We start from the raw sequence: 13,435 nt of genomic DNA, 5'->3' as shown, positions 1-13,435 counted from the left end.
AGGGGACGGAGTGCCGGAGGCTGTGAAGCGGGCGCGCCGGGAGGGTTTCACCGTGTTCCCATCGGTCCACGTTGCCGGGGGCAGGGTGGTGCATCTCGTCAAGGACGGGCAGGTGCCGGAGCCGGTGCGCACCGATCCGGTCAAGGCCGCCCTCGCCTTCCAGGAACAGGGCGCCACCTGGCTGCACCTGGTGATGGCCGAGGACGGGAGCGGGGGCTTCGACGTCGACACGGCCCGTCGCGTCATCGGCGCCGTCGACATCGACGTGCAGCTGATGTGCCGTGCCGGAGTGGTCGACGACGACTCCCTCGCCCGGGCGCTCGGCACCGGCTGCACCCGGCTCAACCTCGGCCGCGGCTCCCTGGCCGATCTCCGCTGGTGTACCACGGCCATCGCCCGGCACGGCGAACGGCTCGGCGTCAGCCTGCCCGTGCGCCGCACCGGCGGCGGCCTGCGCGTGGCCGGGCTCGGGCCTGTCGCCGACTCCGGTGAACTGGGGGACGTCCTGAGCGTGCTGGACCGCGCCGGGTGCGCCCGTTACGTCGTCACCGACGTGAGCAGGGAAGGCACCCTGTCCGGCCCCAACCTCGGCCTCTTTCGCGATGTCTGTGGTCGTACGCCCGCGGCGGTGCTGGCCGCGGGCGGCGTCACCACCCTTGAGGACCTGCGGGCCGTCGTGGCCCTGGCTCCGCACGGCGTCGAGGGCGTCCTCGTCGGCCGGGCCCTGTACGCCGACGCGTTCACCCTGCCGCAAGCCCTTGCCGCCGTCGAGCCAGGGGCGGGAAGAGCCCGATAGCCGGGGCAGCCGGAGCAGTTGGGGCAAGCCGGGGCCGGATCAGGCCACGCCGTGCGTGAGCGCGAAGGCCGCCGCCCTGGCGCGGGCGGCGCTGCCGGCGCTGCCGGCGGCGCCGAGCTTGTCGTAGATGGTGTCGAGGTGCCGTACGACGGTGTGGAGGCTCAGGAACAGCTCCTCCGCGATCTGCTGGTCGCTCAGGCCACGGGCCAGCAGGCGCAGGATCTCGACCTCACGCGGTGTCAGGTGCGTACCGGCACCGCCGAGACGGTCGGTCCGGTCCGACACGGACGCCGCGATTCCGCGCAGGAGGGCGGCGGCATCGGCCTCGGCGCGCTCCGCGCCGAGGGTGTGGAACGCGCGGTACGCCGCCTGGGCCTCGGCCGCCGCCTCCGGCGCCCGCCCCAGCGCGGCCAGCGTGTCGGCCAGCCGCAGGCGGGCGCGGGCGGCCTCGAAGACGCCGCCGCGGCCGTAGTGGTCCACCGCGTCCGCGAACCGGCGCCCGGCCTTCTCGTGGTCCCCGAGGGCGGCGGCGACCGCCCCGGCCGCCAGGCACGCCGACGCCCGCATCGGCTCCGTCGCCGCGTCCGCCGCCACGGCCGCCAGCTCGGTGGCCGCGGCCTCCGCGGCCCGTACGTCGCCCGTCGCCGCCTTCGCGCGGGCGAGCAGTTCCAGCCCGGGGGCGCGTTCCAAGCGGGCCGTGGGGCCGAGCTCGCGCAGGTACCGCTCGGCGAGGTCGGCGGCGGCCGCGGCGCTCCCGTCCGCGATTCCGTACGCGTTCTGGTCGTTCCGGTCCGCTCCGTATGCCTTCCGGTCCGCCGTTCCGTCCCTCGTTCCGTCCGCCTTCCTTCCCGCGTCCCCGCGTTCCAGCTCCAGTTCCGCGCGGACCAGCAGTGCCGGGATGCCGCCGGGGGCGCGCGGCGGCGGACCGGCAGCGGGCGCCGCCCGGAGCGTCGCCTGGCCCACCTGGGTCGTCTGGTCCGCTTGGCCCGCCTGGGACGCCTGCTCCGCCTGGGAGATGCCGTCGAGCAGCGTCGCCGCCTCCTCGAACCGGCCCTGCCGGCACCTGAGGCGCGCCAGCTGTACGACGGGCTCGGCGGCGCGGGCGGGGCGGGTCGCCTCCAGCGCCCGTATCGCGGTCGCCAGCTCCGCCTCGGCCTCCGGCCACAGGCCGCGCCAGAACAGCACCCCGGCCTCGTGCGTACGGCAGATCGACAGCATCAGCCGATGGTGCGAGCGGGCCGCGAGGTCCCGCAGGGTCCGGCACGACCGCGCGGCTCGCTCGTAGTACTGGAGCTGCTCGCAGGCGGACACGAGACAGCGGCAGCAGGTGGCCGCCGCGTCGGGGTCCCGGATCTCGCCCGCGACGGCCGCCGCCGCGGCGCCGTCGACCAGCCGCATCCCCTCCCCGACATGGCCCTGCCCCACCATGGCGAGCCCCTGATGGGCCAGTCCCAGGAGCTCCAGATCACGGTCGGCCGAGGCCCGGCCGACCGCCACGGCCGCGGTGGCTGCGCGCACCGCGGCCTCCGGATCGTGGTCGGCCGCCAGCGCCAGCTGCGCCTCACGAACCGCAAGCCACCCGGCCTCGGCCCCGGACGCGGTGCCGGATGTCGTGCCGGGCTCGGCGCCGGACGTGGTGCCGGACTCGGCGGCGGATCCGGCTCGGGACGCCGTCCCGGCCTCCGCCCCGGCCTCGGCATCCGCCCTCACCCCCTCCAGCAGCCCCCGGGCCCACCGCAGCCACCCCCTGGCGTCCGTGTCGTCCCCCGCGGCGTGCCGGTCCATGGCCAGGGCGGTGGCCACGCGGGCCGCGCTGCGGCGGTCGCCCGCGTCCTGGTAGAGCCGGAAGGCCCGCGTGCGTGCCCCGGTCGCCGTGGCGGCGTCGTCGAGCCACCACGCCGCCGTGCCCAGCCCCTCGTACGCCCGCGCGTATGCCGCGCCCGCCCGCGAGCCGCCCTTGTACCGCTGCGGGGCCCCGCCCTCGTACATCCGCGCGTCCCCATCGCGGTGCAACGCCCGCTCAAAGGCCGCCCGCGCGTTCGCCCACGCGCCGCGGGCCAGCGCCTCGCCGCCGGAGGCGATCTCCTCTTCAAGCCGTTGAAGCTCTTCGAGCTCTGCTGCAAGCGCTCTGTCGGTGTCCACGTGGCTGCCCACCCGCTGCCGGGGCCGGTTCCTCCCTCCATGGTCCGCCCGTACGGCACACGGGCAAACCCGGCGAAGCGATGGGCGAAGGGATCGGCGAAGCAACAGGCCGCGACGGAAATGGCGAAGGGATCAGCGGGCGCCGATCGTACGGCCGCCGCGTCACACTGGTGGTGGAGGAACGGATCCGCCGTCGCGCGGAAGTGGGCACGCCGATGCCGTACGTAGCCGTCAGCGCACTGAGCCACCCCGGGCTGGTCCGCGCCCGCAACGAGGACAGCCTCGCGGTCGGGCCGTGGACCCTGTGCGGCACCGTGACGGAGAACCCGCAGACGCTGCTGTTCCCCCTCGGCACGCCGCTCCTCGTCGCGGTCGCCGACGGCCTCGGCGGACAGCCGGCCGGTGATGTCGCCAGCGCCCTGGTCGTCCGCCGGCTCGCCTCGCTCGGCCCGTCACTGGACACCGAAGAGGCCGTACGCGACGCCGTGAACGTCTGCAACCGCGCCGTCCACGCGGCCGCCGACACCAATCCCGACCTGGTCACCATGGGCACCACGGTCGCGGGCGCCGTCGTCCTGCCGGAGTCGCTGTTCGCGTTCAACGTCGGCGACAGCAGGGTGTACGACGCGACACGGGACGGCTTCCGCGAGGTGAGCGTGGACGACAACCCGCCGCTGGCCCCGGGGCAGCGCACCACGCCGATCGTCACCCAGACCCTCGGCGGCACCCCCGGCTTCAGCGCGGTCACGCCCCACGTGGCGACGATCGGGCTCTCCGTGGGCGACCGCTACCTGATCTGCTCCGACGGCCTGACCGATCCGGTGCCGGACGACGCACTCGGCGAGCTGCTGCGGGTGCACGACGACGGCCGCGCGGCGTTCGAACTGTGGAAGGCCGCGATCGACGCGGGCGGCCCCGACAACATCACGCTCGCACTCGTCCGCATCGGCGATGCCTAGCCACGCCCGGCTCCCGGGGCGGGCTCCCGTGGCGGCTCCGATGGCGCGGGCACGGGCGCCAGCGCGCGGGACTCCCCGGCGAGCCTCAGCATGGGGACGAGACCAGCGGAGCAGTGGAGGTGGTCACATGGACGGGCCGTCGCCGCAGGCCAAGCGGCCGGTCAGCGCCGTGCTCGCCGGGCCGTACGGGCATCCCTTCCACCCGATCCTCGTCACGGTGCCGATCGGCGCCTGGGTGGGCAGCCTCGTCTTCGACATCGCCTCCCACATCGTGGACGACCCCGACTTCCTGTCCCGGGGAGCCATGTGGCTGATGGCCATCGGAGTGATCGGCGCCCTGGTCGCGGCGGTGGTCGGCTTCCTGGACCTGCTGGTCATCCCGGCCGGCAGCCGCGCGTTCCGCGTCGGCCTGCTGCACATGACGCTGAACCTGCTGGTGACGGCGGGCTATGTGGCCGGCTTCCTGTGGCGGCAGAGCGACGGGCCGTCGGGCAGCGTGCCGGCGGGACAGCTCACGCTGAACGCCGTGAGCCTGGCCGTGCTGGGCGTCTCCGGATTCCTGGGCGGCAAGCTCGCCTACCACTACGGGGTCCGGGTCGCGGACGAGGCGACCCAGGCGGAGGGCTTCACCCCGTACCGCCGCGGGACTTCCGGACGTACCGGCTGACCCGAGACCCGCCGGGTGCCCGACACCCGCCGGTCTGGTCCTCCAACCTCCAGCCTCCTGACGCCGACGACTGCGGCAGGGCAGGGCGTTTGGCGGAGTGCCGTCCCGCGGCAGGCGCGCCTTGCACGACTGTGGATGACTATGCGTTACCACTTTCTACGGAACGTGATCCCGCCTGGTCGCTCGGCTCGAAGCCCGGCCCGACCACGAGCCACGCGGATCAACGCACGCAACGGAGAGAGGTAAGCAGTCGATGGCAGTGGAGACACGTCCGGCCCCGGCGGGGAAGGCCCAGACGCAGGACCAGGAGCAGGCGCGGCTGAGTCTCAGCACCGAGGCGGCGCGGAACCTGGCGACCACGACCAAGTCCGAACCTCAGATGCAGGCGAAGAGCTCGCGGTGGCTGCTGCGCAAGCTGCCGTGGGTGCACGTGCCCGGTGGGGCCTACCGGGTGAACCGGCGGCTCTCGTACACCGTCGGGGACGGCCGGGTGACCTTCGACAAGAACGGCTCCAAGGTCCGCGTCATCCCCGCCGAGCTGGCCGAACTGCCACTGCTGCAAGGGTTCGACGACGCCACCGCGCTGGGCGCGCTGGCCGAGAAGTTCGTCCAGAAGGAGTACGAGCCGGGCCAGGTCATCGTGGAGGCGGGCCGGAAGGCCGACCACGTCTTCCTGATCGCCCACGGCAAGGTGGAGAAGGTCGGCACCGGCGCGTACGACCAGGCAGAGACCATCCTGGGCCGGCTGGGCGACGGCGACGCCTTCGGCGGCCAGATGATGAAGGACCCCGGCGGCAAGTGGGAGTTCACGGCCCGCGCGCTGACCCACACCACGATCCTGACGCTGCCGCACTCCGCGTACAAGGCGGTCGCCGACCAGTACGCGGCGCTGCGCTCCCACGTCCAACTGCTCAGCGCCAACGGCCACAAGAAGACGAACAAGTCCGGCGAGGCCGAGATCGAGTTCCTCTCCAGCCACGTCGGCGAGCCGACGCTGCCGGTCACCTTCGCCGACTACGAACTCAAGCCGCGCGAGTACGAGTTGAGCGTCGCGCAGACGGTGCTGAAGGTGCACAGCCGGGTCGCCGACCTCTACAACGAGCCGATGAACCAGACCCAGCAGCAGTTGCGGCTGACCATCGAGGCCCTGCGCGAGCGCCAGGAGCGCGAGCTGGTCAACAACCCCGAGTTCGGGCTGCTCAACAACACGGACTTCGAGCAGCGCATCCCGACCCGCTCCGGCCCGCCCACCCCGGACGACCTGGACGACCTGATCGCCATGCGCCGCAACACCCAGTACCTCTTCGCCCACCCGCGGACCATCGCGGCCTTCGGCAAGGAGTGCAACAAGCGGGGCATCTACTTCCACAGCGTCGACGTCGACGGCCACCACATCCCCGCGTGGCGGGGCGTGCCGATCCTCCCCTGCGGCAAGATCCCGATCTCCGACAAGGGGACCTCGTCGATCATCGCGATGCGTACCGGGGAGAAGAACGAGGGCGTCATCGGCCTCTACCAGACCGGGATCCCGGACGAGGTCGAGCCCGGCCTCAACGTGCGGTTCATGGGCATCGACGACAAGGCGATCATCTCCTACCTCGTCAGCACCTACTACTCCGCCGCCATCCTCGTCCCCGACGCGATCGGCATCCTCGAGAACGCCGAGGTCGGTGCGAGTGCCTGAGCGCCACCAGAACCCGCCGGTGCCGCCAGTCCCGTCAGTGCTGCCAGTGAAGGAGGGCTGAGACGGTGTCCCTGCTGTCTCGGATGTCCGCCGTCGCGGCCACCGACGAGGTGGCGGACCTGGTGGGCGCCCTGCTGTCCGATCCGGCGCGCCCGGGGAGGCCGGACCTGCTGGCGCCGCCGTCGGAAACGGTCGCGGAAACAGTCGCGGAGACGGCTCCCGACGCGTCTCCGAACGCGGCTCCGAACACGGCTCCCGACGCGGCTTCGGCCCCGCGTCCGGAGCCGGCGGGACCGGACGCGCCGGTGCTTCCGTCGGGGCCCACGGGGCTCGGCACCTCGGCCGCCAGGGCCCTGATCCCGTCGCCGGCCGTCGAGCCCCCGGTCCCCGGCGGTCGTACGGAGCAGGCCGCCGCGGAAGCGGCCACGGCCGGGCTCCCGGTGCTCAGCGGGCCCACGGGGCCGGGCACCTCCGCCGCCCGCCTCGCGGTCAGGGAGCGCTCCTCCGGCAGCCTCGGCAGCCCCGGCAACCACGGCAGCCCCGGCGGCACCAACGGCTCCGGCAGCACGGACAGCTCCGACGGCGCCGGCAGCCGGTCGTCGTCGCGGCCGGCGCTGTACTGCCCGCCCGCCGTCCGTGACGACCCCGCCCTGGGCGAGGCGGTCAACGAGCGGCTGGTGGCGTGGGCCGAGGAGGTGGGGATCTACCCTGGCCGGCTCGACATGGTCCGTTCGGCCAACTTCGGGCGCCTGATGATGCTGGCCCACCCCGAGACGGACGACCCGGACCGGCTGCTCGCGGCGGCGAAGTGCGGGCTGTCGGAGTGGGCGGTCGACGACCACATCGTCGACTGCGAGGTGGAGGAGCCCCGCCACGAACTGCTCGGCCAGCGCCTCGCGATCTGCCACTCGGTGATCGACCAGGCCCAGCTCCCGCTGCGGTACGCGCCCCAGCTCGAACGGGTCGTGCGGAACGACCCGGTCGCGCGGGCGCTCCGCTCCTGCCTGGACAACCTCCTGCTGTACGCCACGACGACCCAGGTGCGCCGGCTCCGCCACGAGCTGGCCATCATGTTCGTCGCGTACAACCAGGAGGCGAACTGGCACACGCAGGGCCTGAGGCCGCCGGTCTGGGAGTACCTGATGCACCGGCACGAGAACAGCTTCATCCCGTGCATGGTGCTGGTCGACGCCATCGCCGGGTACGAGGTGCCGATGGCCGAGTTCTCCGATCCGCGGGTGCGCCGCGCCTTCAACCTGGCCGGCACCGCGACCGTGCTCATGAACGACCTGTACTCGATGGGCAAGGAAGACCCCACGGACTTCAGCCTGCCCATGCTGATCGCGGCCGAGGACCAGTGCTCGATGGAGGAAGCGGTCGAGCGCAGTGTCCGGATCCACGACGAGCTGATGCACACCTTCGAGGCCGAGGCCGCCGCGCTCGCCGCCACCGGCTCACCGGAGCTGCGCCGCTTCCTGACCGGGACGTGGTTCTGGGTGGCCGGCAACCGCGAATGGCACGCCGGCAGCGCACGCTACGCGCCGACCACCTGACCTCAGCCGTAGTCGCCACCTGACCTCAGCCGTAGTCGCCGCCCGACCTCAGCCGGGTCGGCTGCCCGACACCAGCTGGATCGGCCCCCTGACCTCAGCCGAGGTCGGTCGCCCGTCCTCATCACCTGAACCCCCTCCGTACGCAAGGAGTCCTCGCACCATGCCTACCACCCAGACGGAGATCGCCGCCATGGACGACGTGCTGCGCACCGAGTACCAGAAGTCCGTCGCCGAGTACTGGAACACCGAGAAGGACCCCGTCAACCTGCGGCTCGGCGAGGTCGACGGCCTGTACCACCACCACTACGGCATCGGCGACTTCGACCCGTCCGTCCTGGAGGGGCCCGAGGACACCCGGGACCAGCGCGTCATCGAGGAACTGCACCGCCTGGAGACCGCCCAGGCCGATGTCCTCCTCGACCACCTCGGCGCCATCGCCCCGGCCCACCGCCTGCTGGACGCCGGCTCCGGCCGCGGCGGCACCAGCATCATGGCCAACGCCCGCTTCGGCTGCCAGGTGGACGGCGTGACGATCTCCGAGGCCCAGGTCGGCTTCGCCAACAGCCAGGCGGCGCAGCGGGGCGTGGCCGACCAGGTGCGGTTCCACTTCCGGAACATGCTGGACACCGCGTTCGACACCGGCTCCCGCCGGGGCATCTGGACCAACGAGACCACCATGTACGTGGACCTGTTCGAGCTCTACGCCGAGTTCTCGCGGCTGCTGGAGTACGGCGGGCGGTACGTGTGCGTCACCGGCTGCTCCAACGACGTCACCGGCCTGCGCTCGAAGGCCGTCAGCCGCATCGACGAGCACTACACGTGCAACATCCACCCGCGCAGCGAGTACTTCAAGGCGATGGCGGCCAACAGCCTCGTGCCCATCAACGTCGTCGACCTGACCTCGGCGACCATCCCGTACTGGGAGCTGCGCGCGAAGTCCTCGGTGGCCACCGGCATCGAGGAGGCCTTCCTGACCGCGTACAAGGAGGGCAGCTTCCACTACCTGCTCATCGCGGCTGACCGGATCTGAACTGGTCCAGCCGGGCGAACCAGCGGGCGTTGGACGCCACTGCCCGCTGGTATGTGCCGTGGTGGTCGCTGTCGCCGTACGAGAGCACCGTGGCGTGCGCTCCCCGCTCGGCCAGCGTCTTGGCGCAGCTGACCGTGTTGCCGATGGGCACGTCCTGGTCGCCCCGCGCGGTGTGCAGGCGGACCGGCACCCGGGGAGCCCACGCGCAGACGCCGTCGTTGCGCCGGAGTACCTCCGCGAGCGCGCCGGTGGGGTGCTGGAGCCGCTCGTACCACTCCGCGGTGAGCAGCTCCTCGACGCTGCCGGGGAGCTGCTCGACGATCTCCCTGTTGCGGTGCTCGCCGTCGAAGAGCCCCTCCACGCGGTCCGCGTACGGCGCGCGGAAGGCGTCGCGCGGGTCGGCATAGAGCGGCCACAGCCGGTTCTGGGCGACCAGGAAGTACGTCAGGTAGAAGACCCCCGAGCGGCCCTTGACCCGGCCGTCGAAGATGGCGGGCAGCTCCTGGCCCTCGATGTCGTACGGGCCGGCGACCGGGGCCAGCGCCCGCAGCCGGAAGCGGGGTTCGGCGCCGCGGGCCAGCTCGCGGCCCAGGGCCATGGCGACCTGGCCGCCCTGGGAGAACCCGGTGGCGTAGACGTCCGCGGTGAGCCGCCTTCCGCGGTCACCGGCGGCGGTACGGGCCGCGCGCAGGGCGTCGACGGAGGCCGAGACGGAGGACGCGGTGTCCACGTACGGATGCGTGCCGGGCCCGGTGCCCAGGCCCAGGTAGTCCGGCGCGACCACGGCCCGGCCACCGGAGGCGTACAGCAGGGCGCCGATGTCCGAGGAGTCGTCCCCGGTGGAGGGCGCGCTGCCGCGGTAGGCGATGGTGCCGTGGGTCTCGGAGACCGTGCTGAGCCGGTCGCCGCCACCGTCCGGCAGGACGAGCAGCGCGGAGGCGGTGGTCGGCGCGCCGAACGGGGTGATGGTGGCGTACGTCAGCCGGTAGGAGTCGGTGCCGTGGCGCGCGGCGGCGGCGTCCACGCCCGCCCCGGAGACGATCCGCACCACGTCCGCGCGGCTCGCGTGGCCCAGCGGCGTCACGGACAGCAGCGTGCCGCGCGGGGCCGTCGGCGGCGTGGTCGGTGGTGCGGCGGGTGCGGGTGCGGCGGAGAGGGACAGGAGCAGGGCGGCGGCACCGGCCACCGCGCTGATACGGGCGGCGGCCGTCGGTGCTGCGGTTTCCGTCATACGCCGATGGTCGGGGCCGCCCGGGGCCGTGGGGAATCCGGAAATGAGCCAAGATTCCGGTCAGATCCAGGGTCCGGTCAGATCCAGGATTTCGGTGGAGCCAGGATTCGGGGTTACACGACGGCTCGCTCAGGCATGGGCGTTTCGACGCCGTCCAGCTCCAGGGCGCACCGGGGACCTGACGGGACGAGGCGCGGCTGGTGCAGCAGCACCCGGAACGGGTGGACCGGATCCTCCGGCAGCTCGCCGGCCAGCACGGTCGTCCCGACGTCGTGCTCCCGCTGATAGGCGATGACCTTGCCGTTGACCAGAAGCTCGACCGCCCCGGTCCGGCCCGGTCCGACGTTCACGGTGATCGAGTGGTCGCCGTGGTCGAGGTGGAAGTGGTGGCTACGGGGCATGGCGCACCTCCACAGTGCTGATCGCCGTCTCCAGCCGCCCTCCGGCTACGTCCAGCGTAGCGTTTTAAACCGATTGTCCCCCGGTTAATCGGTTGTCGCCCCGGGCCGTCGTCTGCTGCACTGCCCGACGACAGGTCACCGGCAAAGGAGACGCCCATGCGCACTGCGTTCATGTTCGCCCCGAAGGAAACCCCCACTTCTTCAAAGGACATGACGCTTGGTGCGCACGTTGAACCTCGGGATTCTGGCCCATGTCGACGCCGGTAAGACCAGCCTGACCGAGCGGCTGCTGTACGCCGCCGGGGTCATCGACGAGATCGGCAGCGTCGACGACGGCAGTACCCGGACCGATTCCCTGGCGCTGGAGCGGCGGCGCGGCATCACGATCAAGTCCGCGGTCGTGTCGTTCGCCGTCGAGGACGCCACCGTCAACCTGATCGACACCCCCGGTCACCCGGACTTCATCGCCGAGGTGGAGCGGGTGCTGAGCGTGCTCGACGGTGCCGTCCTGGTCGTCTCCGCCGTGGAGGGGGTGCAGCCGCAGACCCGCGTGCTGATGCGGACGCTGCGGCGGCTGCGCATCCCCACCCTCGTCTTCGTCAACAAGATCGACCGCGGCGGCGCGTGCCACGACCGCCTGCTGCGGAGCATGTCCGGGAAGCTGACCCCGGCGATCGTGCCGATGGGTTCCGTCACGGGCCTGGGCACCCGCGCGGCCGCCGTCGAGCCGTACGGCGCCGCCGACGCCGGCTTCACCTCCGCGCTGGTCGAACGGCTCGCCGAGCACGATGAATCGCTCCTGGCCGCGTACGTGGACGACGAGGCGGCGGTTCCGTACGACCGGCTCCGCGCGGAGCTGGCGGCGCAGACCGGGCGGGCGCTGGTGCACCCGGTGTTCTTCGGGTCGGCGATCACGGGCGCGGGCGTGGCCGCGCTGACCGCCGGCATCAGGGAGCTGCTGCCCGCGGCGGCGGGAGAGGCGGCGGACGGGCCGGTGTCCGGCACGGTCTTCAAGGTCGAACGCGGGCCCGCCGGGGAGAAGATCGCCTACGTCCGCCTGCGCTCGGGCACGGTACGGACCCGGGACGTGCTGCGGTTCGGCGCGGACGGCGGGGGTGCGGACGGCGGTGCGGGCGCCGACGGCGGCGCGGGCCGCGACCGCGGCGCGGCCGCCGCGGCGCGTGAGGGCAAGGTCACCGCGGTCGGTGTCTTCGACGGTGGTGCGGCCGTGCGGCGCACGTCGCTCTCCGCGGGGCAGATCGGCACGCTCCGGGGGCTCGACGGCATCCGGATCGGCGACACGCTCGGTGACGCCTCCGGTGTCGCGACGGGCGCGGTCGGCGCGATCGGCGGGCCTGGCGGCCCCGGCGGCCCCAGTAGCCCCAGCGGCCCCAGCGGCCCTGGCGGACCCAGCGGACCCAGCGGACCCAGCGGCCCCGGCGGCACGGAACGACGCCGGCACTTCGCGCCGCCCACGCTGGAGACCGTCGTCGTCCCCCGCCGCGCCTGCGACCGCGGCGCGCTGCACGCCGCGCTCGCCCAGCTCGCCGAGCAGGACCCGCTGATCGACCTGCGGCAGGACGACATCCGGCAGGAGGTGTCGGTGTCCCTCTACGGCGAGGTGCAGAAGGAGGTCATCCAGGCGACGCTGGCGGACGACTTCGGCGTCGACGTCACCTTCCGCGAGACGACGACGATCTGCCGGGAACGGCCGGTCGGCACCGGCGCGGCCGTGGAATTCATGGGCCGGGAGGACAACCCGTTCCGCGCCACGGTCGGGCTGCGCGTCGAGCCGGCGGCCGCCGGCTCCGGCGTCCGGTTCCGGCTGGGGATCGAGCTGGGGTCGCTGCCGTTGTCCTTCGTGAAGGCGGTCGAGGAGACCGTGCACCGGACGCTGGGGCAGGGAATCCACGGCTGGCCGGTCACGGACTGCACCGTCACCCTGACGCACTCGGCGTACACGCCGCCCCCTCCGTCCGGCTGGAGCACGTGGTCGAGCAGCGCCGGCGACTTCCGCAAGCTGACGCCGCTGGTCCTGATGAGCGCCCTGCGGCAGGCCGGCACCCGGGTGTACGAGCCCATGCACCGCTTCCACCTGGAGGCCCCGGCGGACACGTTCGGGGTGCTGCTGCCCGTACTGGCGCGGCTGGGAGCCGTTCCGCAGGCGTCACCGGCCGTCCGCGCGCCGTCACGCGTGCCGGGGGGCGTGTCGGAGGGCGTGTCGGAGGGCGTGTCGGAGGAGGTGCCCGAGGGCGTGCTGGAGGGGCAGATCCCGGCCGCGTCGGTGCACCGGCTGGAGCGGCGGCTGCCGGGCCTGACGCGCGGCGAGGGCGTGCTGGAATGCGCCTTCGACCGCTACCAGCCGGTGCGCGGCGCGATCCCGACCCGGGAGCGGACGGACCACGATCCGCTCGACCGCAAGGGATACCTGCTGCGGGTGGTGCGGCGCGTGGCCGGGCGAGGGGAGGGCGGATGACGAGGCCCGTTCTACGATGGACCGCTGGGGAAGGAGCCCAAGTGACAGACCAGGACGGAGCCGGCGGCGTCGGTTGGCCGAGGCGTTCCCGCCGCCGGGGCCAGGGCGAGCTGGAAGCCCAGGTGCTGGCGGCGCTCCAGGGGGCTCCCGGCCCGGTCGGCGCGGCCTGGGTCCAGGAGCGCATCGAGGGGGATCTGGCCTACACCACGGTCATGACCATCCTGTCCCGGCTGCACGCCAAGCAGGCCGTGACCCGCGAGCGGGTCGGCCGGTCCTTCGTGTGGCGGGCGGCGTCGGACGAGGCGGGCCTGGCGGCGCTGCGGATGCGCCGGGTACTGGACGGCCACGGCGACCGCGAGGCCGTCCTGGCCAGCTTCGTCACGGCCCTGACGCCCGACGACGAGCGGCTCCTGCGGGACCTGCTCGGCGACGCGGGCCCGGCGGAGCCGGGGGAGTCAGGGCGGTCCGAGCCGCCGGCGGAGCCGAAGGCCTGACC

The 13,435-nt window shown here is 73.3% G+C and carries 11 protein-coding genes; 8 read left to right on the top strand and 3 right to left on the bottom strand.

From position 1 onward, the window contains the following. Positions 1–52 precede the first annotated feature (52 nt). Positions 53–796 (top strand): HisA/HisF-related TIM barrel protein, encoded by a 744-nt coding sequence (locus Q3Y56_RS17050; protein WP_304462767.1) that lies wholly within the window; start codon positions 53–55, stop codon positions 794–796. Between the two features lie 39 nt (positions 797–835). Here the strand turns inward: Q3Y56_RS17050 and Q3Y56_RS17045 are convergent, their stop codons facing one another. Continuing rightward, on the bottom strand, positions 836–2,938 hold the full coding sequence (locus tag Q3Y56_RS17045; RefSeq protein ID WP_304462766.1) for a helix-turn-helix transcriptional regulator: 2,103 nt from the start codon (positions 2,936–2,938) through the stop codon (positions 836–838). Between the two features lie 215 nt (positions 2,939–3,153). Between Q3Y56_RS17045 and Q3Y56_RS17040 the strand changes: the two genes are divergently transcribed. The 5 genes from Q3Y56_RS17040 (at position 3,154) to Q3Y56_RS17020 (ending at position 8,831) form a co-directional block, all read left to right on the top strand. Next, on the top strand, positions 3,154–3,897 hold the full coding sequence (locus Q3Y56_RS17040; protein WP_304462765.1) for a PP2C family serine/threonine-protein phosphatase: 744 nt from the start codon (positions 3,154–3,156) through the stop codon (positions 3,895–3,897). A 127-nt stretch (positions 3,898–4,024) separates the two neighbouring features. After that, positions 4,025–4,564, top strand: a complete 540-nt coding sequence (locus Q3Y56_RS17035; RefSeq protein WP_304462764.1) for a DUF2231 domain-containing protein — start codon at positions 4,025–4,027, stop codon at positions 4,562–4,564. 253 nt (positions 4,565–4,817) lie between these two features. Continuing rightward, the gene (locus Q3Y56_RS17030) at positions 4,818–6,248 is read left to right on the top strand and encodes a family 2B encapsulin nanocompartment shell protein (protein WP_304462763.1); all 1,431 of its coding nucleotides are present in this window, start codon (positions 4,818–4,820) and stop codon (positions 6,246–6,248) included. Between the two features lie 65 nt (positions 6,249–6,313). Next, positions 6,314–7,801, top strand: coding sequence for a family 2 encapsulin nanocompartment cargo protein terpene cyclase (locus tag Q3Y56_RS17025; RefSeq protein ID WP_304462762.1), 1,488 nt, complete (start codon positions 6,314–6,316; stop codon positions 7,799–7,801). A 160-nt stretch (positions 7,802–7,961) separates the two neighbouring features. After that, positions 7,962–8,831: a geranyl diphosphate 2-C-methyltransferase gene (locus Q3Y56_RS17020; protein WP_304462761.1), complete on the top strand. Its 870-nt coding sequence runs from the start codon at positions 7,962–7,964 to the stop codon at positions 8,829–8,831. Here Q3Y56_RS17020 and Q3Y56_RS17015 read toward each other — a convergent pair. Both Q3Y56_RS17015 and Q3Y56_RS17010 read right to left on the bottom strand, forming a co-directional pair. Beyond that, on the bottom strand, positions 8,809–10,062 hold the full coding sequence (locus tag Q3Y56_RS17015; RefSeq protein WP_304462760.1) for a S9 family peptidase: 1,254 nt from the start codon (positions 10,060–10,062) through the stop codon (positions 8,809–8,811). The two genes, Q3Y56_RS17020 and Q3Y56_RS17015, sit on opposite strands and share 23 nt — an antisense overlap. Positions 10,063–10,175: 113 nt before the next feature. Continuing rightward, a complete protein-coding gene (locus Q3Y56_RS17010) occupies positions 10,176–10,463 on the bottom strand; it encodes a hypothetical protein (protein ID WP_304462759.1) in 288 nt (95 codons plus the stop codon). Positions 10,464–10,683: 220 nt separating this feature from the next. Here Q3Y56_RS17010 and Q3Y56_RS17005 point away from each other — a divergent pair, with 220 nt between their 5' ends. Both Q3Y56_RS17005 and Q3Y56_RS17000 read left to right on the top strand, forming a co-directional pair. Next, entirely contained in the window at positions 10,684–12,939 is a 2,256-nt protein-coding gene (locus tag Q3Y56_RS17005) for a translation factor GTPase family protein (RefSeq protein ID WP_304465653.1), read from the top strand. A 41-nt stretch (positions 12,940–12,980) separates the two neighbouring features. After that, positions 12,981–13,433, top strand: a complete 453-nt coding sequence (locus tag Q3Y56_RS17000; protein WP_304462758.1) for a BlaI/MecI/CopY family transcriptional regulator — start codon at positions 12,981–12,983, stop codon at positions 13,431–13,433. The last annotated feature ends 2 nt before the right edge of the window (positions 13,434–13,435 follow it).

The sequence above is a fragment of the Streptomyces sp. XD-27 genome, assembly GCF_030553055.1.
Taxonomy (GTDB): domain Bacteria; phylum Actinomycetota; class Actinomycetes; order Streptomycetales; family Streptomycetaceae; genus Streptomyces.
This window is presented reverse-complemented; position numbering and strand designations above follow the sequence as displayed.

What these genes read in the sequence shown, in the direction of transcription:
- Q3Y56_RS17040 (WP_304462765.1), top strand. Translation starts at nt 3,154, where the DNA reads ATGCCGTACGTAGCCGTCAGCGCACTGAGCCACCCCGGGCTGGTCCGC.
- Q3Y56_RS17035 (WP_304462764.1), top strand. Translation starts at nt 4,025, where the DNA reads ATGGACGGGCCGTCGCCGCAGGCCAAGCGGCCGGTCAGCGCCGTGCTC.
- Q3Y56_RS17030 (WP_304462763.1), top strand. Translation starts at nt 4,818, where the DNA reads ATGGCAGTGGAGACACGTCCGGCCCCGGCGGGGAAGGCCCAGACGCAG.
- Q3Y56_RS17020 (WP_304462761.1), top strand. Translation starts at nt 7,962, where the DNA reads ATGCCTACCACCCAGACGGAGATCGCCGCCATGGACGACGTGCTGCGC.
- Q3Y56_RS17015 (WP_304462760.1), bottom strand. Translation starts at nt 10,062, where the DNA reads ATGACGGAAACCGCAGCACCGACGGCCGCCGCCCGTATCAGCGCGGTG.
- Q3Y56_RS17010 (WP_304462759.1), bottom strand. Translation starts at nt 10,463, where the DNA reads ATGCCCCGTAGCCACCACTTCCACCTCGACCACGGCGACCACTCGATC.